The sequence below is a fragment of the Amycolatopsis sp. NPDC026612 genome (genome assembly GCF_040638285.1).
GTDB lineage: Bacteria > Actinomycetota > Actinomycetes > Mycobacteriales > Pseudonocardiaceae > Amycolatopsis.
This window is the reverse complement of record NZ_JBEZYB010000015.1, coordinates 38,190-60,696: the sequence shown is the minus strand read 5'-3', so window position 1 is coordinate 60,696 and position 22,507 is coordinate 38,190. Positions and strand designations below refer to the sequence as shown.

Annotated in this window: 12 protein-coding genes; 11 read left to right on the top strand and 1 reads right to left on the bottom strand. The window is 73.0% G+C overall.

Going from position 1 to position 22,507, the window contains the following annotated elements; all coding sequences use genetic code 11:
- The first annotated feature begins 125 nt into the window (after positions 1 to 125).
- From AB0F15_RS16780 to AB0F15_RS16765, 4 genes are all read left to right on the top strand, one after another.
- Entirely contained in the window at positions 126 to 6,398 is a 6,273-nt protein-coding gene (locus AB0F15_RS16780; protein WP_360270792.1) for a tetratricopeptide repeat protein, read from the top strand.
- Between the two features lie 235 nt (positions 6,399 to 6,633).
- Entirely contained in the window at positions 6,634 to 7,584 is a 951-nt protein-coding gene (locus tag AB0F15_RS16775) for a hypothetical protein (RefSeq protein WP_360270790.1), read from the top strand.
- Positions 7,581 to 9,914: a ThiF family adenylyltransferase gene (locus AB0F15_RS16770; protein WP_360270788.1), complete on the top strand. Its 2,334-nt coding sequence runs from the start codon at positions 7,581 to 7,583 to the stop codon at positions 9,912 to 9,914. The genes AB0F15_RS16775 and AB0F15_RS16770 overlap by 4 nt, the downstream gene beginning before the upstream one ends.
- A complete protein-coding gene (locus AB0F15_RS16765) occupies positions 9,904 to 10,785 on the top strand; it encodes a nucleotidyltransferase (RefSeq protein WP_360270787.1) in 882 nt (293 codons plus the stop codon). The genes AB0F15_RS16770 and AB0F15_RS16765 overlap by 11 nt, the downstream gene beginning before the upstream one ends.
- 63 nt (positions 10,786 to 10,848) lie before the next feature.
- On the opposite strand, the gene AB0F15_RS16760 is transcribed toward AB0F15_RS16765, so the two are convergent.
- The gene (locus AB0F15_RS16760) at positions 10,849 to 11,679 is read right to left on the bottom strand and encodes an SEFIR domain-containing protein (RefSeq protein ID WP_360270785.1); all 831 of its coding nucleotides are present in this window, start codon (positions 11,677 to 11,679) and stop codon (positions 10,849 to 10,851) included.
- 85 nt (positions 11,680 to 11,764) lie between these two features.
- On the opposite strand from AB0F15_RS16760, the gene AB0F15_RS16755 reads away from it, so the two are divergent.
- The 7 genes from AB0F15_RS16755 (at position 11,765) to AB0F15_RS16725 (ending at position 22,505) form a co-directional block, all read left to right on the top strand.
- Complete coding sequence (locus tag AB0F15_RS16755; protein ID WP_360270783.1) at positions 11,765 to 12,385, top strand: NUDIX hydrolase; 621 nt, start codon at positions 11,765 to 11,767, stop codon at positions 12,383 to 12,385.
- A 31-nt stretch (positions 12,386 to 12,416) separates the two neighbouring features.
- On the top strand, positions 12,417 to 13,664 hold the full coding sequence (locus tag AB0F15_RS16750) for a helix-turn-helix transcriptional regulator (protein ID WP_360270781.1): 1,248 nt from the start codon (positions 12,417 to 12,419) through the stop codon (positions 13,662 to 13,664).
- A gap of 225 nt (positions 13,665 to 13,889) precedes the next feature.
- Complete coding sequence (grpE, locus tag AB0F15_RS16745) at positions 13,890 to 14,531, top strand: nucleotide exchange factor GrpE (RefSeq protein WP_360270779.1); 642 nt, start codon at positions 13,890 to 13,892, stop codon at positions 14,529 to 14,531.
- On the top strand, positions 14,524 to 16,197 hold the full coding sequence (locus AB0F15_RS16740) for an Hsp70 family protein (protein WP_360270777.1): 1,674 nt from the start codon (positions 14,524 to 14,526) through the stop codon (positions 16,195 to 16,197). Before grpE ends, AB0F15_RS16740 begins: the two co-directional genes overlap by 8 nt.
- A 1-nt stretch (position 16,198) precedes the next feature.
- Positions 16,199 to 18,835 (top strand): hypothetical protein, encoded by a 2,637-nt coding sequence (locus AB0F15_RS16735; RefSeq protein WP_360270776.1) that lies wholly within the window; start codon positions 16,199 to 16,201, stop codon positions 18,833 to 18,835.
- Positions 18,835 to 20,031: a zinc ribbon domain-containing protein gene (locus tag AB0F15_RS16730; RefSeq protein WP_360270774.1), complete on the top strand. Its 1,197-nt coding sequence runs from the start codon at positions 18,835 to 18,837 to the stop codon at positions 20,029 to 20,031. The genes AB0F15_RS16735 and AB0F15_RS16730 overlap by 1 nt, the downstream gene beginning before the upstream one ends.
- Positions 20,028 to 22,505 (top strand): GTPase-associated protein 1-related protein, encoded by a 2,478-nt coding sequence (locus tag AB0F15_RS16725; protein WP_360270772.1) that lies wholly within the window; start codon positions 20,028 to 20,030, stop codon positions 22,503 to 22,505. The genes AB0F15_RS16730 and AB0F15_RS16725 overlap by 4 nt, the downstream gene beginning before the upstream one ends.
- The last annotated feature ends 2 nt before the right edge of the window (positions 22,506 to 22,507 follow it).

The window sequence follows — 22,507 nt, the reverse complement described above, 5'->3', positions numbered from 1 at the left end:
CGCGTCCGGTTCCACGAGTGGATTCCGCTGATGGCCGACGGCCGTTGCGTGGGCGGCGAGCAGACTCGATGACCCGGTGGATCGTGGCATAGAATCCGGCCACCCGCAGTCGGCTCGGAGGTGACGTGACCACCAGCGAGGAGCCGCCCGCGGAGCTGCGTGCTGTGCTCGCCTTCGGGACTCTGCTGCGTGACGGCATCGAGTTCGTCCGGGAACAGGGACGCGGGACGATCGTCGTGGTGGGGTACGACGAACAGGATGACCCCCTTCTCGAAGGCGGGCACCGGGTCGGCACCGCGCTCACCGCGGAGGAGATCGGGCGCGCCGCGCTCAACGACGGCGCCACCGTGGTCACCGCGGATCTGACCTTGGTGCTCCGGGAACGCGCGTTCCTGCGGCCGCGCTCGATGAGCGCCGTGACCGCCGGGGGGACGCGGCACGTCGCCTCCGCGCGGTACGCGAAGGAGACCGGCAAGCCGGTGCTCGCGGTGAGCGAGGAGCGGAAGTGCGTCACCTTGTACGTCGGCGACGGCGAGTACACCCTGCGGTCGAGAACCGAGCTGCGTCAGCAGGTCGACGATCTGATGGTCGCCCTCCGTCAGGTCGGGAAGCTGACCGCCGACGCGGACGCGAGCGATCCGGCGAAGGACGTCCGGCTCGGGTTGGCGAAGGATGCCCTCTCCGAGCTGCGAGGACACCTCGCCGAACTGGGTGCCTCGGGTCGCGGGCTGGGGATCGAGTGCGCCCTCATCGCGACGACCCTCGGGCTCGCGTGGTCGCAGCCGAGCCGGCGTCTTCCCGCCGTCGCCGAAGGCCGGGCGGCCCTCGTTCCGGTAGCCGGCCTGCCGTCCCCGTCGGTGCGGAACGAAGTCTCCGGGACCGCGGGCACCGTGGTGCAGGCCGGCTCGATCGGCACCCTCCACATCCACGACCGGCAGCCGGCGATGGTGCCTCCCCGGCAGCTCCCGCCCGCGCACGCGCGTTTCACCGGGCGTGAGAGGGAACTGGCCGAGCTCGACGCGATCCTTTCGGGCGACGACGAGACGCCGAAGATCGCGCTGGTCACCGGCGCGGCGGGGATCGGCAAGACCGCGCTCGTCGCGCGGTGCGCGCGCGTGGTCGCCGACCGGTTCCCCGACGGTGTCCTCTACACCGACCTCCGGGGTTTCGATCCGGCCGGGCCGCCGGCCGATCCGGCCGAGGTGCTCTGCGGGCTCCTGCGCGATCTCGGCGTGCCGGAATCGTCGATCCCCAAGGACCTCGACGGCGCGGTGCGGCGCTACCGGTCCTGCCTGCACGGCCGCCGGTACCTCGTGGTGCTGGACAACGCGCGGAACGCCGGCCAGGTCCGTCCCCTGGTTCCCGGGTCGTCGACGTGCGGCGTGCTGGCGACGAGCCGATCGGAGATGCCGAGCCTGGTGGGCCAGGTGGGGGCGCATCGGCTCGCGCTCGACGTGTTGCCGCCCGGTGACGCGATCACCCTGCTCCACACCGCCGCGGACGACACCGCCGGCCCGCTGGTGGCGGAGCTGGCCCGGCTCTGCGGGTACCACCCGCTTGCCCTGTGCATCGCGGCCGCGCGGGTCGAGGGTTCTTCGCCCGACGAGTTCGCGGACTTCATCGCCGAACTCGAAGCCGAGCTGCTCGGCACCTTGAGCGAGGCGAACGATTCCGCGGCGTCGGTGGCGGCCGCCTTCAAGCTTTCCTACGACGCGTTGCCGGCCGATGCGCGGAAGACGTTCCGGCTGCTGGGCACCTACCCGGGGCCGACGCTTTCGCGCGCGGTCGCCGGCGTGCTCGCGGGCGACCGGGCGGGCATCCGGACGTTGCTCGACGCGCATCTCCTGGAACCGGCGGGACCCGGCCGTTATCGGTTCCACGACCTCGTCCGGACCTACGCGGCGGAGTGCGCCGGTCGGGATGAACCCGCCGAAGAACGGTACGCCGCGCTGCGCCGCGTGCTCGGCTGGTTCCGCGAGACCGCCGAGGCCCATGATCGGGTCCTCGACGCCTGGCGCCCGCGGATTCCGGGTTCCGGGCCTCTACCGGACGAGCCGGACGAGCCGGGGGATGCCGCCGCCGCGGAGACGTGGTTCCGGACCGAACTCGTGAACCTCGCCGCGGTGACGCGCGCCGCCTGGGAGCACGACGAACGGGAGCTGACGTGGCGGCTGGCGCTCGCGCCGTCGGCGTACTTCTTCAGCCGCAAACCGTGGGCCACCTGGATCGAGGTCCAGGAAGTGGGCCTGCGGGCCGCGCGGGCGTCCGGCGAACGCGAAGCCGTGGCCTGGTTGTGCGACGGGCTCGGGGTCGCCTACCGGGAACGACGGCGCACCGACGACGCTTTCCGGTCCCTCCGTGAGGCGTTGACGGCTTTCCAAGAGTCGGGGGACGCGGCCGGGGAGGCGCAGGCGCACCTGCACCTCGCCCAGGCCCACCGCGAGGCCGGAGAACTCGGACCCGCGCTGCAGTGCGCCACCACCGCGCTCTCGCTGTTCGAGTCGACCGGGCTGCACCACGGCCGAGCCAAGGCCGCGAACCTCCTGGGTGGTCTGCACCTGGCGTTGGACGACCTGCCGTCGGCGTTGGAGCAGGCCCGGCAGTCCGTGGCCACGTTCGAAGACCTGGGTGACGACCACGGTCGCGCGTGGGCGGTCAACAACCTGGCGGGCGTGCTCGCGAGGCTGGGGGAGCGCGACGAAGCCGTGGCCGCGTTCCGGGTGGCGGAAGCGGCTCGCCGCGTGGTCGACCGGTACGGGCTCGCCTTCACGCTGCTGGGTCTGGGCGACGTGCTCGCCCAGGACCCGAACGACGGCGAAGCGCGGCTCAAGTACCTCGAGGCGCTCGAAATCTTCGACGAGCTCGGCGACCCGAACGCCGCGCAGGTGCGGGCACGGCTGAAGGCGGGCGAGCTCGCGGCGGCGGCCGGCCTGTCCGCGGCGCGCAGCCTGCGCCTGCTTTCCGGCCGGCTGGCGACCGAACTCGACGTCGCGGCGGGGCAGGGTCTCGACGGTGATCGCCACCGGCTCAGCACCGGGCTCCACGTGCGGAGAACCGAGCACTCCCGGGTCGTAGCGCTGCTCCGCGACGGTGCTTACGACAAGCCCGTGCTCGTCCAGGGGGCGGCCGGCGAGGGGAAGAGCAGCCTCCTGTGGGCGTTGTACGCGGAATTCACCGCCGGCACGGGCGTCGACGCCTACCTGTTCGACTCTTCCTGGCTGACCTCCGGTGCCGGGCAGCAGCCGCGGATCACGATCGACACGCTGGTCGCGGCCGCGGAGCCGGCGCGCTCCCACGGCCACGTTCCCGTGTACCTCGTCGACACGGTGGACCTGCTCCTCCACGACGAGCGGCAGCGCCAGGACTTCCTCGACCTCTGTGACGCGATCGCCGGCGCGGGCGCCGAACTCGTCGTCACCTGTCGCCCGGAGGAGGCGCGGACACTGCCGGGAGCGGCGTTCCGCACCGTCACCCTCGGGCCCTACGACGACGAAGAACTGCCGGCCGCCGTAGCCGCGCACGTGGCGGTCTTCTGCCCGGACGCACCGCCCGGTTCCCTCGAGGAGAAGGTCGACACGATCGTCCGCGCGTCCGCTCGCGGCTTGACCGTCCGCGAGGTCGTGGTGAACCCGTTGAAGCTGCGCCTGTTGTTCGAGCTGTACACCCCGGACTTCCCGGTGCTGGAACACGATGTGTCCAGCCTGTACGAGACCTACTGGGAGCGCCGGGTCCACACGGACCGACGGGGGGAGCTCGCGGTCGCGGACGGTGCGGATCTCTCCTCGACGGCCGAGAACGCCGGGATCGCGCTGCTCGCGGCCGGACTGGTCGAACTCGGCGAGCTGTCGCTGGTCCGCTCGGCCGCCGCGGTGGCGGCCGGCCGGGACCCTCGGGGCGAAGCCGACCGGTCGATCGTCCGAGCCGAGGTCACCACCCTCGCGCACCGCGGGGTGCTGGCCCGGTCCGGTGACGCCGTCCGGTTCTTCCACCAGACGATGTTCGAGTACGCGGCCTCCCGAGGCCTGCTGGCGCGGGACGGCGTACGCGCGCTGGACTTCCTCACCGGCCACCTCCGGGAGCACGCGGACGATCTGTTCGTCGGCGCGGTGGCCGAGCAGGCCCTGATCCTCGCGGTCGACGACCCGCTCTGCGCGGACGCCGCTGCGGGGATCCTGGCCGGCCTGGCGGAGGCCGGCGTGCCGCTGCTGCAGCGGATCGCGCTCGGCGTTCTCGCGCACCGGCCCACACTCGCCGACACCACCGAGCGGCTGATCGAGATCGCCGACACCGCTGCCCTCCGGCGTTACGCGCAGACGATACCGACGGTGGCCAAGGCGGACGCCGGTCTGCAGATCGCGATGCTGGAACGGGTCTGGCGACGGGACGAGTCCGTGCGCAAGTCGGTGCTGGAAGCCCTGGAACGCCTGAGCGCGCGCAGCCCGGCCCTCGTCGTCGCGGCGGTGCGCCGGCTGGACTGCGTCGCGGTGGTGCTGGCCTGGAAGAACGATCCCGCCGCGATGGTGTTGCTGCTCGCCCGGGTGCTGGTCGCCGCCGCACCGGCGAACCCCGCGTGGGCGGGAGAGGAACTGCTCGCGCTGTTCGACGCCACGATCGACCGGAAGACGCACCGCGCCGTGCCTTGCCGCGTTGTCGAACTCGTCGCCGAAAACTGGCCGGTGCTGGGATCGCCCGCCACCGCGTCGGCGATCCGGGGCCGGATCGTGCGTTCGCAGGAAGATTACGACGCGGCGGCTTCGGAGATGCGGCGAGCCCTCGGGCGCATCGAGGCTCTCGAGTGGCGGACCCGGCTCGACGAGCGCGCGCCGAGCCCGGACGACTGGTGGACGACGACGCTCGAGGACGTCTGCGCGCGCCTGGAACGGGACAGCCGGGACGTCCTCGCCGACGCACAGCTGCAGGCGATGGCCGAGCTCATCACGACGGGTGCGCTCGACCGGGAGCTCGTCACGAGGACGATGGCGCGGCTGCACGGTCTCGGCGGAGCGGCCCCGTTCGCGCTCGGCTGGCTCTTCCTGCCGCTGCTGCGCGCCGCGGCCGGTGGCAGTGCCCCGGCCACGGCCGCCGTCCCGATGATCACCGAGCTGCTCAACGGCCTTCCCGCGCCGGGGAACAACCTGGTCGAGGGCTCGCAACGGCTGGCGCACGCCGCACGGCAGGCGCTCCGGGACGCCAAGCTCGAGCCCCGGCAGCTGGCGATGCTGCTCGACGGCGTTCGGCCCGCCGGGCGCGTGGCCGACTGGCTCGACGACGACGGCCTGGTGGTCCTGCTGATCCCGGCCGCCGTCGGCGGCCATCCCATCGCCCGAGCTGCGCTCGAGCGCGTGAAAGCCGACGCCGGCGTGCTCTCGCCGATCGGACGGCAGAACGTCAGCTACGACCTCGTGCCCCACCTCGGCCGCTTCCCGGACCTGCTCCGGCTGCTCGTCGAGCTCTCGGTGCGCCGGCAGGCCGCGCAGCCGTTGGCGGAGGTCGTCCACGACCTGGACGGCGAACTGGCCGCGGAGCTCCGCCGCTACTCCGCGACGCTCGGTGAACTCGTCGAGCTGCTGTTCGCCGGCAGCGGGACGAAGCAGAAGGAGGCGGCCAGCCTCTGGCGTCGCCTCTACCGGGCCGGCGCGGCCGGCGCCCCGGACCCGCCGATGCTCGCCGCACGCTTCCGGGCGACCGCCGTGCCGGCGGCCCGCGGCAACGTCCTCGAACTCGCCGTCGACGTGGCACTGGACGGGAAGGCCGGGTTCGGTGCGGTCGACGGGATGCTGCGGCAGCTGTTCGAAGTGGATCCGGCGTCCGCCGCCGTGACCGGACCGGGTGGGGCGCGGGCCGGGCACGTCGCCAGGATCGCCCGCTCCGCTTGGCTGAGGCTGACCTGCCGGGGTGGTTCGACGGCCGGGCTGGACCTCGACGAAGTGTTCACCGCCGCGGGGGCCGCGCCCGCCGATGTCGACAGCTTCGCGGTCCTCGGCACGCTGATCACGAGGTTCGCGCGGCAGGGAGAGCCGGGCTCCGCGGTCGAAGTGCTGCTGCGCATCGCGGCCGCCGCCGAAGCCCAGCTGTCGGAGAAGCAGGAGAACGCGCTGGCCAACAAGCTGCGTTCGCCCCTGCGCATGCTCTTCCGCTGGAGCCCGCTCGACGTCCAGCAGGAGGTGCTGCGCCGGGTCCCGGGGCTGCCCCGGACTCTCGCGCGGATCCTCGTCTCCGCAGCCGCTCAGGAGAACTTCGCCCAGCTTCGGCCCCGGTTGGCCGAGCTGGCCCGCGAGGAGCTGCCGTCCGGTGTGGAGCAGCAGATCCACGACGACATCCGCGTCCGGTCCCGGGAGACCGGGCGCGGCACCCTGCCGAGGCTGGTACTGCCCCTCGCCGACGACAGCGCCGGGTGAACCGCGAAAGACTTGACAGTTCGAGGACAGTCTTTTTCGCGCCGGACACCCCATTCCCGTCACGGTAAGGTCCGAAGTCCCCGGGCGAGACGAGGAGCGGGATGACCGACGAGGACGAGCTGCCGCCGTATCGGGGTGGGCCGGCTCCGGCCTTCGAACGCGGTCGGCCGCCGGACAGCTGACCGGCGCACCCTGCCGTATTCCGCACCGGACACGGGAGTTTCCGATCATGGCGATGACGTACCGCACCGCGATGGGGCAGCTGACGGGGTCCGGTCGCAGGCCGACGGCCGGATTCGCCGGCCGGTGCACGGCGTGCGGCACCGAGCACACCGCGGAGATCGTTCCGCGGGAACTCGTGGTGCTGCGGGTGTCGGGTGCCACCTGCCCCACGTGCAATCCGGCCCGGGACGGTGGCGCCGCCGCCGGCGAAACGGCGCTGGTGGTCAAGGTGTGGTGGGACGCTCCCAATGGGGAAACGCCGCGGTGGGAGACGTCCGGGCTGCCCGGCGGCCCATCGCCTACAGGCGGCGAGCAGACGCGGCTCCGGCCCCGGGCCCGAGACGCCGCTGTGGACGCGGAGTGGCTGGCCGCCGGCTCGCCGAAAAACTCCTTCAGCCCGTTGGAGTGGGGCGTCATCGCGGCGGCTTGGCGACCGGAGAGCTGTGCGATCTTCGGCTCGCTGGCGGCTGTGCTCGAGAAGTTCTGGCCGGCCGTCCGGTCCGGCCCGGCGGCGGAGCTGGTGATCCGGCTGGCCCACGTGCCCGCGCTGACCGCGGCACTCGTCTCCGACCTGCTGGCGCGGTGCTTCGACTCCGAGGCCGGGCAGCACTTCCACGCCTTGGATGGCCTGCTCCACCGCCTGGGCATCCTCCTGTGCGCCGGTACCGGGCGGATCTCCGGGTGCGGTGCGGTGCGCGCCGAACTCGGCCGGGCACCGGCCGCCGTCGATCGGGTGCTCCTCGACCGGCCGGACTTCGTGCGGGTGCGGACCAGGATCGAAGGTCCCAGCCCACTGCCGGCGGCGGATGCGCTCGAGCTGGCGAAGCCGAGACTCCTCCCGTCCGGGCTCGGCCCGGCACACGTCGAACCGCCGCCGGAGCCCCGCAACGCCCTGTCCCGCGAACTGGAGCGGCTGGCCCGCCGAGGTGAGCCTTCCGGTGCACCGGCCGTCTTCGGCTCATGACCCGCAAATCCTTCTCCCGGACACCGGGGCAGGCCGAGGCCTTCGACCAGCTTCTGGTGCTCGCCCGGGCGTCAGCGGGCGATCTCGCCGTTGCCGAGGTGAGTGAACCGGCCTCGGACGAGGGGCCGCTGCTGGTCGAACTGGACATCAACTGCGCCGGTGCGGTGTCCGGCCGGTCGAGCGTTCCCCTCGGCGAGCGCGAGCGCGTGACGATCGCGGTGCCCGCGCTGTACCCGCTCCAGCAACCTCGGGTCCGGGTCGCCCATCGCCGGTTCGCCGGGTTGCCGCACGTGGTTTGGGGCGTGTCGATCTGCCTGTACGTGGCCCAGTACGAGTGGAACCCCGGCGTCGGCATGACCGATGTGATCGCCCGGTTGGTGACGTGGTTCGAGCACGTCGCCGCAGGTACGATCACCGGCCCCGAAGTGCCGTGGGACCCGCCGATCACCAACCTGGCCGGTTCGCCGGGCCGGCTGCTCGTCCGGCGGAACCTGCCGAACGCCCTCGAGGACGACGAGTCGATCTGGCTGGGCGGTGCCGTCATCGAAAGCGTCGGCCGGCGGAAGTACGAAGTCAGGCGGTGGCTCGACCTGAGGCAGGCCGGGCAATGGGTCAGAGCGGCGCCGGCGAACCGGGGCGGGGAGCCCGGCCGCACCTTCCTCGCCCCGGTCGTCGCGCTGCCGGGGCCGGTCGCCTTCACCTACCCCACGCAGCTGGCGGGGCTGCTGGCGGGGCTCGGAACCCAGGGGCTCGACTCGTCGGCGTGCGCTTCGCTGATCGACTGGGCACGAGCGTCCGCCACCGCGGCGACGGACGGCGCCGGGCAGCCGGACGTGGCGCCCCTGGGCCTGATTCTGCTGGGCAGCCGGGCCCGGCCCGACTCGCCGATCCGGGGACGTATCGCGCACTTCGCGGCCTGGTGGGCGGACTTCGGGGTCGAGCAGGGCGCCGTGCGGTGGATGCGCGTCGAAGACCAGCGTCCGAGTATCACGCTCCGCCGGGACCACCGGCGCCCGGCCCGCTGGCTCCACGGCAAGCGGGTGCTCGTCCTGGGCTGCGGGGCCCTCGGCGCGCCGATAGCCGAGTTCTGCGTGCGCGGGGGCGCCCGGCGCGTGCAGCTGGTCGACCAGGGGGTCGTGCACCACGGTTTGCTCGTCCGCCAGCCGTACCGGTATGACGACATCGGGTATCCCAAGGCCGAGGTCCTCGGCGAGCGGCTGCGCCAGACGTCCCCCGACGTGTCGATCGAGGACTCGGTGGTCGACGCGGTCCAGCTCGTCCGCGGTGAAGCGGGGTTGCCCGAGGTCGATCTGGTCATCGACGCCACGGCCAATCGCGCGGTGGCCGCGGCACTCGAGCTGACGTGGCGAGACCACGCCGAGCGCCCGCCGCTGCTGTCCGTCATGGTCAGCCGCACCTGCGAGATCGGTGTCGCCACCCTCGCCCTGCCCGGGTCAGGAGTGGCAGGCGTGGACGTCCTGCGGCAGTTGCTCCTGGCGGCGAGCGAGGACGACGGCCTGCGCGATCTGCTGGACGACCTGCTCCCGGACGTGGCCCGGACCGAAGTGTTCCAGCCGGAACCCGGCTGTTCCGATCCCACTTTCGCCGGGTCGGCGGCGGATCTGGCCGGGTTCGCGGGGCAGCTGTTCACCGACGCCCTCGCGCTTCTCGGCCTGCCGTCTCCGGAAGGTGTCCTGACACCCCGGAAATACGCGACGGTCGTGCGGTCTCCCAGCGGTGATTCGCCCGGCGTGCAAGCACATCGGCACCAGTGGACCACCGACGTGGTGCGGCCGGAAGCAGGCCACGGTTACCAGGCGCGAATAGCCGCCACCGCCTTCGCCGCCATCCGGCAGGAAGTGCTCCGAAGCCGGGAACTGCGCGGGCCGGAGTGCGAAACCGGCGGTCTTCTGCTCGGTCAGGTCGACCACGCCGCCAAGATCGTCTGGATCACGGAGGTGAGTGGCCTGCCGCCGGGAAGCGCGGCCTGGGCCGAGGGGCTGGTACTGGATGCCGCGGAGCAGCGCGGGCGCACCGCGGAAAGACGACGCCGGAGCCGGGGCCTGGTCGGCTACCTCGGCATGTGGCACACACACCCGCGGCACCAGGCGACACCGAGCACCATCGACCGGACCGCCATGGCCGGGCTCACCAGGAACGACGCACCGGCGGTCCTGCTGATCGCCGGCGGGAACCAGGAGAAGTGGGCTCGGTGGCTGGACGGAGCGGGCCGGCCCGAAACACACGTCGAACTCTTCTTCCCGGACCCCGGTCCCGGACCCGGAGGGCCGCCTCGGGCCGCACGAAGGAGGCGCGGAAATGGTTCGTGACCAGGTGGAGGAGTGGTCCGAACGGCCGGGGTCGCCGTGGCCCGCGTGGACGAAGCAAATGGTCGGCGACGCGCTGGAAAGGTCGTCTCGCCTGCGTGAGTACTCGTACGAGATCGTCGTTCAGGGGTCCTACGCCAACAAGACGAACATCCGCGCGCACAGCGACGTCGATCTCGTGGTGCAGATGAGGATGCCCTTCGAAGAGCAGCTGGATGACCTCGGCCCCGCGGAGAAGCGGCGGTTTGCCGCGAAGTACGTGAACGCCGCGATCGGCTGGCACGAGTTTCGTCAGGACGTGATATCCGCGCTGCGGAAGAGCTACTTCGTGACGGTGGGCCACAAGTGCATCGACATCCAGGACTGGGACTCGCTCTTGCGCATCCCGGCCGACATCGTTCCCGCCATCGAATTCCGCCGGTATCGGACCTTCGCCTCGGGTGGTGGGGAAACGTTCGACGAAGGGATCTATTTCGAAGATCACCGCGGCCGGGTCGTGCTCAGCTTCCCGAAGCAGCACCTCAGGAACGGCAATCGGAAAGACGCCGCCACCGGAGGGCGCTTCAAGCAGGTGGTGCGAGCCGTGAAGAACGCGCGGCTCCACCTGATGGACGTCGAGGCCGACGATCGGGCCAGTGCGCTGTCGTCCTACTTCATCGAGTGCCTGTGCTACAACGTGCCGGACGAGGAGTACCGCCAGTCCGCGCTGCCGGTGGCTTACGGTCGATGCTTGTCCTGGTTGGCCGCGAACCTCGACCTCGCCGGTGAATTCGTCTGCCAGAACGAGCTGGCCGGCCTCTTCGCCGATGACCAGCAGGCCTGGTCGGTCGAATCGGTTCCCTACCTGACCACCACCTTGATGCGCGGGAGGTAGCCTCGGGGTTGCCCATCCAGGCACCGGTTCGCGGCCCGTGCGCACCTTCGCGACGAAGCAGCCTCAGGTGAGGTATTCGAACAGCTTCCTCGCGCCGACCGGAGACAGTTCTTCGACTTCGTAGTGGGTGTTGCCGGTCGGGCCCGCCCAGTCCGGAAGCTCCTCGGCGGAGCGGCCCGGCAGGACGACGGACAACTGCTTGCGCAGCGCCGCCTCGTAGTCCTTGTACCGCATTTCGCGCAGCAGCTGGGCTTCCCAGCGGACGCCGCGGCCTTCCCCCTGCGGTGCCTCGCCTTCCGCGCGCTCCTTGAACGCCGGGGACGCGATCATCAGCACGTACTTCGCCCGCCGGATCTGCTGGTGCGTCCACTGGGGCCAGTCACGGGGCTCGCCGGCGGCCCGCAGGTCGATCTGCGCGTCGATCCCGTTTTCGCGCAGCAGGCGCCAGAACCGGCGGACCAGGTCGATGTGCTCCGGGCTGTCGTGCGCGTAGGAAATGAACACCGTGAAATCCCCGGCCGCGGCGTCCGGGTCGATCTCCGCCGGTGCCTCCGCCGACGACACGAAGTCCGCGATCTCCTGGCCCGCTGTCTCGGCACCCACGTCGAGGGATGCGCTGCGCGTGCCGAACCGGCCCTGGACCTTCAGCTCCCCGACCGTCGCCGTCAGCTCGGCGATCGTGCGGGACAGCGCGGCGATCGTCTTCCGGTTCCACACCAGGGCGATGGCCGTCGTCGCGTTGGTGCCGATGATCAGGGCCGCGTCCGTCAGCGGGCTGCGGTGGCCCGGCAGCGGGATGGCGTCGCACTCCGCGGTCAGCCGGGGGACGAGCGATGCCGGGACGGCGACGAGTGACGGCAGGGCCGAAGGGACGAAACCGGGATCGGAAGACACGAGTGGAGTATTGCGTCGCGCGAAGCCGGGACGCAAGCGGACCGAAGGGCGCGGAAGGGCGGCGCTTCGGCGATAGGCTCGCCCGATGCCGCTGAACGAAGACCGCGCCGAACCCGCCTGGCGACGGCTGGCCACGGAGGTCGTGCACCGGAACCGCTGGTTCGAGGTCCGGCGCGACGACGTCGTCCGCCCGGACGGCAGCCGGGGCGCCTACGACCACGTCGTCGTGCCCGGCTCGGTCACCGTGCTCGCGATCGACGACGCCGGCCGCGCGGTGGTGACGCGGCAGTGGATCTACACGCACGGCGCGGTCCAGTGGCGCCTGCCGGGCGGCGGCATCGACCCGCACGACGCCGGCCCGGCGGCCGCGGCCCGGCGGGAACTCGCGGAAGAGACCGGCCTGCACGCGCGGCGGTGGGAGCCGCTCGGCCGCGTCCACGGTGCGGACTCGGTGAGCAACCACGTCGACTGGATGTTCCTGGCCACCGGGCTCAGCAGCCACGCCGCGGCCCTCGAACCGGGGGAGGCGGACCTGAAGGTCGTGCGCCTGCCGTTCGGGGAGCTGCTGGACCTGGTGCGGGCGGGCGAGGTCCCGCACGCCGGCAGCGCGCACGCCGTGCTGGCGACCGCGCTGCGGCGGCGGGACGGGCACGATCGGGTGTCGTCGGGAAACGGCGACGCGGTGGGCAGCGACGTGTCAAGCTGAAGGGACGACCGCACCTGGGGAGGTGAGCGTCATGGTGTCCGCCGCCCGGTTCGGCGCGGAGCTCCGGAAACGCCGGGAGGCCGCGGGACTTTCGCTGGTGGGGCTGAGTGAGCGCGTGCACTACAGCAAGGGCCACCTGAGCAAGGTGGAGAACGGCCTCAAGGCGCCGACGTCGCAGCTGGCCCGGTTGTGCGACAGCGCGGTCGGTGCCCGCGGCGAGCTGGTCCGGCTCACCGGGGAACCGCCCGCCGCCCGGTCCCTCGACGTCACCCCGGCCGACGCCGGCGTGTTCCGGCCGCGGCACGAAGACGAGCTGCCGGGGGCCGGGGCACCGCCGGAACCCGGGGAGGCCGCCGTCGCCGACGGCGACACCGCCGCGCTGGTGCCGTTGTTCCGGGACCGCCTCGAGTCGGCCCGCGGGCTCGCGCAGCTGATGGGGGCGTCGAAGGTGCTGCCCGGCCTGATCGCCGACACCCGGGCGGTGCGCCGGATGGCGGCCGCCGCCGACCCGTGCGGGCAGCCGGACCTCTGGCTCCTCGCCGCGCGGTTCGCCGAGTTCACCGGCTGGATGACCCAGGAGACGGGCGATGATCCGGCGTCGCTGCAGTGGACGGACGTCGCGGTGCGGATGGCCGCGCTCGGCGGTGACACCGCGATGGCGTCGTACGCGATGGTCCGGCGAGCCGACGTGACCCTGCACGCCGCCGACGCGCTGGCGACGATCGCGTGGGGCCGGCGCGGCCAGGCCGACGAGCGCGTGCCCGCCCGGATCCGCGGGCTCGCGGCGCAACGCGAAGCGCAGGGGCACGCCTTGGCCGGGGATCGGAGCGCGTGCGAGCGCGCACTGGACCGCTCGGCGGCACTGCTCGCCGAGGCGGCGGACACCGCCGGGGAACCGGTGCTGGGCACCACGACCGCCCCCGACCTGCACTCGCTGATCGTCGGCTGGTGCCTGCACGACCTCGGGGACCCCGGCCGGGCGGCGGAGATCCTCGACCCGGCCGTCGCCCGGTTCGCCCCGCGGGCCCGGCGCAACCGGACCCGCTACGCCACCCGGGCCGCCCTCGCGCACGCGACCGCCGGGGAGCTGGAGCGCGCGTGCGAGCTGATGGGGACGGTCGTCGACCAGCTGCCGCAGCTGGATTCCGCCACCATCCGGCACGACGTCCGGCTGTTCGACCGGCTGCTGGTGCGCTGGCCGGGCCACCCGCCCGCCCGGGCCATGCGGGTGCGCCTCCTCCGTGCGCTGCACGCTCCGGCGGTGATCGCGGAGGACTGACGCGCCTACCACACACCGGGCGAGCACAAAAGGACAATTCCCGGTCAACGTCCCGCCAAATCCGTTGAACGATGGACAGTACCCCGACGGCGCCAAACGGTCTCCCCGCCATTCCCCGGAAACGCTCGCAAGGACGCGGCCGGACGCAGTAACGTGACGACCCGCCACCCGCGACTTACCGGGGGCCGGGTGACCCAATCATCAGTGAATTCGAGGAGTTGTGGCGTGAGCGAAGCGCAGCAGGCCGATCCGGCGGACCGCGTGCTCGGGGAACCACCGCCGGCCGCCGAGCCGCCCGGCCCCGCTCCGGCGCCGGAAGCCGCGCCCGAGCCGGCCGTGGCCGAGGCGATTGCCGCGCTGACCGAGCAGATCCGCGCCCACCACGCCCGCGCCGAAGCCCGCGAACGCGTCATCGACCAGCTGCACGCGGAGGTCCTCCGGCTGCGCGCGGGGGAGCAGGGGGTCGTCCTGCGCCCGGTCGTCACCGATCTGCAGAACCTGCGCGGCGAAATTCTCCGGCAAGTGCGGACGCTGCCCGACGGGATGGACCGTGCGCAGGTCGTCCGCCTCTTGGAATCATTTGCGCTGGACGTCGAACTGGCACTGGAAAGGTGCGGTGTCGTCCCGGTCCGGCCGCGTCCGGGGGAAAAGTTCTCCGGCCGGGAACACCGGGCGGTGAAAGTCGTGGAAGCGGCCGGCGCCGAAGAGGACGGGACGATCGCGGACGTTCTCGCCGACGGCTACCAGGACGCCGCGTCGGGACGGCAGGTGGCGGCGGCGAAGGTCCACGTCCGCCGGTGGACGGCGCCGGCGGTCCAGCCGGCGCAGGGCAACGAGCACGAACTGGAGGAACGCACGGATGGCTGACGATACGCTCCGCGTCTTCGGCATCGACCTGGGCACGACCTACTCGGCGATCGCCTACGTGGACGAGAGCGGCCGGACCACGGTGTGCCGGAACACCGACAACCAGGAGACCACCCCGTCGGTGGTGTACTTCGAGAACGAGTCGAACGTGGTGGTCGGTTCGGTCGCGAAGGAGTCCGCGGTCACCCAGCCGGACCGGGTCGTTTCGCGCGTCAAGCGCGAAATGGGCACCAAGGCGGTGTTCGACTTCGACGGCCACGCGCACACCCCGGAGTCGATCTCGGCGCTGATCCTCAAGCAGCTGGCCAAGGACGCCGCCGAATACAGCGGCGGCGAAGTCGCGAAGGTGGTCGTCACCGTCCCGGCGTACTTCGGCATGCTCGAACGCGACGCCACCAAGAACGCCGGGAAGATCGCCGGGCTGGACGTGATCGGCATCGTGCCCGAGCCGGTCGCCGCCGCCCTGCACTACGAGGCGACCACCGGCGCCGACAACAAGACCGTGCTCGTCTACGACCTCGGCGGCGGGACCTTCGACACGACGGTCATCCGGGTGTCGGCCGAGGAGATCGAGGTGGTCTGCACCGACGGCGACGACCGCCTCGGCGGCGCGGACTGGGACGACCGGCTGCGCGAGCACCTGCTCGCCGCGTTCGCCGCGCAGGTCCCGCCGGGGACCGACCCCGAGGACGACGAGGAGTTCCTGCAGTCGCTCGCGACCCTGGCGGAGAACACCAAGAAGCAGCTGTCCAAAGTGGACTCCAGGCCGGTCGCGCTGCGCGGCGCCGGCGCGAGCGCCCGCATCGACGTCACCCGGACGCAGTTCGAGGAGATGACCGAGGACCTGCTCGACAAGACGATCGACATCGTCCGCCGCACCCTCGCCACCCTGGAGGAGAAGGCACCGGGCACCGCGATCGACGAGGTCCTGCTGGTCGGCGGATCGACGAGCATGCCCGCCGTCGCCACCCGCCTGCGCGCCGAATTCGGCTGGGAACCGAAGCTGCACGACCCGCACCTGGCGGTGGCCAAGGGCGCGGCGCTGTACGCGCTCGGCCGGGTCGTCCACAAGGAGCAGGAGGAAGCGCGGGAGCAGGCGAGCTCCGCCGGCGACGCCGAAACCCGCGTCGCCGAGGCGGTCGGCGACCTCGAAACCCGCACCGGCATCGCGGCCGGAACGCTCCGCAGCCTCGCCGCGAAGCAGACGCGCAACGTGCTGCCGAAGGCCTTCGGCGTCAAGCTGCTGGACACCGGCGACCCGGACTGGGAGCGCAAGCCGGAGCGGTACTACGTCGAGCACCTGGTGCACGCCAACGACGCACTGCCGACGGGAGTCCAGGTCCTCGACGCGCGAACCGTGTACGAAGGCCAGCGGGAGATCGAGATCGAGCTCTTCGAGCAGTCCGGCGCCGTGGCCGGGCCCGAGATGAGCGAGAACAAGTTCCTCAACGAGGGCAAGGGCAGCATCACCGGCCTGCCGCCGCTGCCGAAGGGCTCGCCGCTGAAGATCGGCATGGAGGTCGACGACGAAGGACTGCTGCGCGTCGAGGCCACCGAACCGAGCACCGGGAATTCGCTGCGGATCGAGGTCCGGGTCAGCGTCCTGTCCGAGGAGCAGATCGAGGAAGCGACGAAGACCGTCTCCGCGCTGACGGTGTCGAGCTGACATGGTCCCACCCTTCGATCCGAAGGCCTACGAACAGGCGGTGGTGAAACCGCTGCGGGGCTGGAACGGCCGCGAGCTGCCGGACAACCTGCTCGCCCGGTACGCCGTCGACCTCGCGATGACCGACCAGGAGGTCGAGCGCCGGCTGCGCGAGGTCCGCTCGCGCTGGAACAAGGGCCTGACCAGTCCCGGGTTCGCGCAAAAGGTCTACCGGGCGTTCCTCAAGGCCGACGAGGCACTGCAGCAGGAGCACGGCGGCGAGCTGGCCCGGATCGCCTTTTGGCGCGCGTACGCCACCGACCGGAAGGACGCCAACCGGCAGCGGATCGAAGACCTCGCCAAGACGCTCCGGCAGAATTTCGGCGCGCTCGGGCTGATCGCGCCCGGTCAGCTCGACGCGACGGTCCGGGCGGCCTACGGTGCGCTGTCGCCGGACGAGGTCGACGAGGCGCTGGCCGGGGCGGGGGTCAGCCGCAGCGCCCCGGTCGAGCTGCCGAAGTCCAGCGGCCTGCTCGACACCACCTACCGGCACCTGCGCGACCACCTGATCGACGCGGGCTGTTCGAGCGTCGTCGAGCTGCTCCGGGGCGAGCCGGCGCCGTTCCGGCTGCTCGACGAGGGCGCGGCGGCCGGGGTCTCGGCGGTGGCCGTGGAGCGGGCGGTCGCCCGGGAGAACCGGCGGGCGGGCAACCAGGGGGCGCGCCAGGCGCTCGGCATCCTGGCCACCGCCGCCAAAGCGGGCACCGATCTCGGGAAGCTGGCGCTCTTCCACCTCCTCGACGACGTCCGCAAGCAGCACGACGCTGGGGTGCCGGCGAGCGCGCTGCTGAAGCAGCTGCTGGCCACCCCGTGGGAAGCGGACGAGGCGCGGCTCGCCGTCTTCAGCGTGCTCAACGAGTCCGCCGGGACGCCGATGGGGAGCCTCGCGGCGGTGCGCGAGCTGCTGGAAGCGGGCCGGCTGGTGGCCGCCCGGCAGCTCGTCTCGTCGATCAGCGGCGCGGAGGACGCCGCCGCGGCGGCGCAGCTGGTCGAGCGCCAGCGGGCGCTGGTGAACGAGCTGGTCGAGGGCGCGCGGCGCGCCCTGCGCGACGGCGCCGAGGCCGATGCCGGCCACCGCTACCGCCAGGCTGCGGCGCTCGCGGCCGACGACGAGGACCTGCGCGCGGAGGTGCGCCGCATCCCGCCCGAACCGGCCTTGGCGCTCGTGGCGCAGGAAGAGGGCGTCGCCGTGCGGCTTTCGTGGCGCCCGGCGCCCAGCCACGACGACGCGACGCGGTACCGGCTGGTCCGGCGGGAGGGCCGGGCGCCGGCCGACGCCGACGACGGCGTCGTCATCGCCGTCGAGTCCGGCCGGACGGTCGGCGTCGACCCGAAGGCGCCGGCCGGGACGAAGCTCGGGTACGCCGTGTTCGCTTCCGGCGAGGGCGCTCCCTGGTCGCGGCCGGCCGGCACGGTCGTGGAGGTGCTGCCCGGCGTGGCCGACGTCCGTCTCTCCTTCGCGGACGGCGCCGTGGAAGGCGTGTGGTCGGTGCACCCCGACGCGATCGCGGTCGACGTGCGCCGCGGTGACGGCCTCGCGGTCCGCGTGCACGACCGCACCCGGTTCCGCGACCGGACCGCGAGGGAGGGCACCGAACACGTCTACGGCTTCGTCGCGCGGTACCGCCGCGCCGACGGCACCGAAGCGGAGTCCGCGCCGGTGCGGGCGCGGATCACCGCGGCCGGGCGGCCGCAGCCGGTGCGGGTGCTCAGCCTGCGCCCGGCCGACGGCGCGGCGGTACCGCGGATCCGGCTGTCGTGGAAGGCCCAGCCCGACGCCGAGGTCGTCATCCGCCGGGCGAGCGAGCCGTGCCCGTGGGAGTTCGGCGCGGTCGTGCCGGCCGCCGAGATCGCCGGCTACGGCGAGGAAGTCACCGGACGGCGCGACGAGCGCGACGGCTGGCAGGTCCTCGAGGCGGACGTGCCGACCGGGAGCTACCGCTACGTCGCCTTCACGATGGGGCCCGACGGCGCGATCCGCGGGCACGACGAGTCCTTCGGCATCGCCCTTCCGGTGTCCGGCGTGCGCCACCAGCGGTTCGGCGACGACCTCCTGCTGGCGTGGGAGTGGCCGGAGCAGGTCGGCACCGCCGAGATCCACTGGACCGGCGCGCGCGGCTCCGACCGGCTGCTGCTGACCCGGCAGCAGTACCAGACCGCCGGGGGCTGCCGGATCCCGTGCGGGCCGGGGGCCGCGACGGTCAAGGTGCGGACGAAGGTGCAGACGAACGGCGGCGAGTGCGTTTCCCCGTTCGTCGACGTCGTCGTCGCGGACCGGCCGCCGACCGTCGGGTACGTCGTCGAGATGACGCGCCGTCCGCTGGTCGGCGGCGGGACCGTGCGCGTCCGGCTCGACACCGACCAGGAGATCGCGCGGTGCGCGGTCGTCGTCGTCGCCGCGCAGGGGCCGGTGATGCCGCGCAGCCCGGGTGACGGCGTCGAGCTCTTCCGCGGCGAGCGCACCCTCCGGCCGGGCCACCAGGTCGAGCTGGCCGCGGAGCTCCCGCGGCTGCGCAAGCCCTACTGGGTGCGGTGCTTCGTGGAGACCGAGGGAGTCCGTGTCACCGATCCGTCCGTCAAGCAGCTGAAGGTGTCCTGATGTCCAAAGTGGCCTGTCCCTACTGCTACCACCGGATCGACGGGAGCAAGCTGCGGTTCCAGTGCACCGGGCGGGCTTCGCCGGGACGCGACCGGTGCAAGCGCACCCTGGACGAGGTCCGGCAGCGGCTCACCGGGTACAACTCCGACTCGCTGCCGACGTTCCCGCCGGCGGAGTCGCGCAACCCGATCCCGGTGCGCACCGCGCCGTGCCCGGACTGCGGGACGTCGACGGGGATCCGGGCCTGCCCGGTGTGCCACACGCCGCTGCCGGCGAACTTCGCCGAAAGCCGCAGCCCGCTGATCGGCATGGTGGGCGGCAAGAGCGCGGGCAAGACCGTCTACACGACGGTGCTCGCCCACGAGCTGCGCACCAACATCCGCCGCCGGTTCGCCGCCGACATCTGGTTCGCCGGCGACCAGCAGGGTGGCAGCGGGTCGGTCAGCGACTGGCTGGCCGGCTACGAGCAGGCGTTGTTCAGCGACCGCAGGCTGTTCGAGTCGACGGCGAGCTCCGCCGACGGGCTCAAGGTGCCGCTGGTGCTGCAGTGGCGGCAGCCCCGCCGCAGCCTGGGCCGTGAGGTGCACAGCACGACGACCCTGTCGTTCTACGACGCCGCCGGCGAGGACATGACGACCCAGGAGTTCGTCAACGCGCAGGCCTACCTCACCTCGGCCGACGGGCTCATCGTGCTGCTGGACCCGTTCCAGCTGAAGGGATCGCTCGACAGGATCACCGTGCCGGGCCGGAGCCGGCAGGACGCGGACCCGCCGATCAACGTGCTGACCCGGATCACCGAGCTGCTGCGCAGCAGCGGCGGAGTCAGCGCGCGCCGGAAGATCACCACGCCGATCGCCGTGGTGTTCTCGAAGTTCGACGCCTTCTTCCCGATGCTGGGCGACGGGCACCCCCTGCTGCGGCCGGCGCCGGCCGGCCCGCGCTACGACGAGGGCCACGGCCGCGACACCGACGAGCACCTGCGCGCGTTCCTCACCGACCTGGGGGCCGACGACATCGACGCACACCTGCGTTCCCACTACAAGAAGTTCCGCTACTTCCCGGTGTCCTCGCTGGGCGCCGAGCCCGACTACGACGAAGGGCGGGTCGACCCCGGCGGCGTGCGCCCGTTCCGGGTCGACGAACCGCTGCTGTGGCTGCTCGGCCTGTTCAAGGTCATCGACCGGAGCGCGTCTTGAGCGGGCCGCCGGAGTTCGGCTCGCTGTACTACACCGACTGCGTGCCGGGGCAAGGCACCCGCGGCGGGGCCGGGTTCCAGTTCCAGGCCGTGTCGCCGGGCATCGCCCACGACACGATGTCGCTGGTGCAGCGCACTTCGCTGTACGAGCCCCCGGTCGCCTGGATGCGGGAGCAGCGCGACGTGGCCGAGTACCCGCCGTCGCTGACGCACGTGTTCGACGAGGGCGTCTACGTGACCGCCCGCGGCCGGTACCTGGGCGCCGAGGCCAACGGGGTGCGCGAAGGCAACCAGTTCACCCACGCCGTGGTGACCGCCGACCCGGAGGCCTACGGCCTGATCCGGCCCGCGCAGCTCTGGGACGCGCCGTGGTGGGCCGAAAGCCCGGCGCCGACGACCGGATGCGACCCGCTGCCCGCCGACCCGCCGCCCGGCCCGTGGGGGCTCGACACCGTCCGCGAGTGGGTGCTCGGCCGCCCCGGCGGCGAGGAATGGCTGCTGGCGGTGCATTCGGCGCTGGACCGCATCCACACGCCGGAAGGGCGGCGGGTGCTGTTCGTGTCCGACGACGCTTCGGCGGTGCTCGGCTGGCTCGCCGCCGGCACCGTGCTGCTCGCCCAGTCCCGTGCCCTGCGCGTCGGGTTCCGCGTCTTCGCGGCGAACCCGCGCCAGAGCCGCCACGACGTCCTGGCGGTGCACGGCGATTGGGCCGGTCCGCTCGCCAATCCCGAGCGGGACCACGGTTTCCTCGTCTTCAACCTCACCACCGGGCGGCACTCGGCGGTCGAGCCGACCGAGGGCGCGCGGCTCTGGGTGCCGCGGTTCCTGCGGGAGGACCCCTACGACGTCGTCGACGCGATCGAGCTCGCCCAGCGGTTCGCGGGGGAGCGGGACCGCCCGGACGCGGTGGACCGCCGCGTGGCCGCGGTGGCCCTGCTCGGCGAGCCCGTCGAGCATCCCGTGCACGCCGCCGAGCTGGTCGAGTGGCTGCGCTGCCGGGCGGCTCCCGAGCCGGAGGAGGTCGCCCAGCCGATCGCGGAGGCCGCGTTGCGCACCGGCCTCGACCTCGGTGCGCTGCGCGGTCTCCACGAGGCGGCGCGGCGCCACGGGGTCGGGCCGGAGCTCGGTGTCCAGGTCGAGCGGGCGTTGTTCGCCGCGGAGCTGGCCGCGCTGACCGGCGCGCCGGTCACCGCGCCGGACGCGTCGAAGGCGGAGCTGGCCGCGCGGGCCGCCGACGCCGTGCCGCCCGAACGGCTCGGCGACGTCCTGCTGCTGGCGACCCGCTTCGACGCGACGCCCCGGATCGCCGAGTTCACCGCGGGCGCGCATCGGTTCGCCCGGTGGTGGGCCGACCACCCGGACGCCCCCGTCCGGCCCGAGCAGTGGTCCTGCGGCGGTGATGTGGTCGACCTGGTGCGGGACGAGCTCACCGCGCGCTTGAACGGGCCCGACGCCGAGAAGTGCCGGGCCGCCATCGGCGAGCACTGGTGGCGGCGGCTGCTGCCGGCGGCGACGGACCCGACCGCCGACCTGGACGCCGCCGTCACCGCGGCGGCCGTGGCGTCCGGCAGCTGGGACGTCCGCCGCGAGACGATCACGGAGGTGCTCGTGCGGACGTCCGCCTTGCCCGCCGAGCACCGCGGCGAGTGGGCGTGGCACGCGCTGTTCAGGGAGTCGGCACCGACCGCCGAGGAACTGAAAGCGTTGCTGCGCACCCTGCCGCCGGGCCCGCTGGCCGGGCAGCTCGAGGACGTCGTCGCGGCGGTGCTGGACCGGATCGTCGGGGACCGCCCGACCGCGGCCGAGCTGGATGTCCTGGCCGAGGTGTACGACCGCAGCGCGCTGCCCGGCCGCAGCCGGCTGGCCGATCTGTCCAAAGAGGACGCGGGGGTGCGCCGTTGGCTGGCGGCGCTCGGCGCTGGGAAACCGGTGCGGCCGAACGCTCTCGCGCAGGTCACCCGGCCGGTGCTCACCGCACGGGCCGCGGACATCGCGGCGGTCCTGCTGGACCGCGTGCCGCCGGCCGAGGCGGCCGGCGTCGTCGAGCGAGCCGGCCCGGACCTGCTGGAGGTGCTGCTGCGGGAGCTGCCCCGGCACTGGGACGACCGCGAGCGGTCGCGCCGGGCCGACGTGGCCGTGGCGCTCAGCTTCGTCGCGACCGGCCTGTCCGCGACACCCGACGCGGCGGCGGGCAAGGCCGAGCGGGTGCTGCTGAGCTGGCTGAACGGGGCCGGCCGGGACCGGCAGCCGCGGATCGCGCAGGTGCTGCGGGCGGCCGGCGAGGACCACGCCACCCGCTGGCACCAGCTGCTCGGCAGCCGCGGGGGCCGGGGCGGCACCGGCCAGACCGAACGCGCCAAGCGGGCCGCGCGCGACGGCGCCGCCCGGGCCGAAAAGCGCGCCGAAAAGCGGGCCGAAGACGACGGGCCGGCGAAGCCCGGCTGGCGGCTCCCCGGCTTCAACAAGGGACGGTGAGC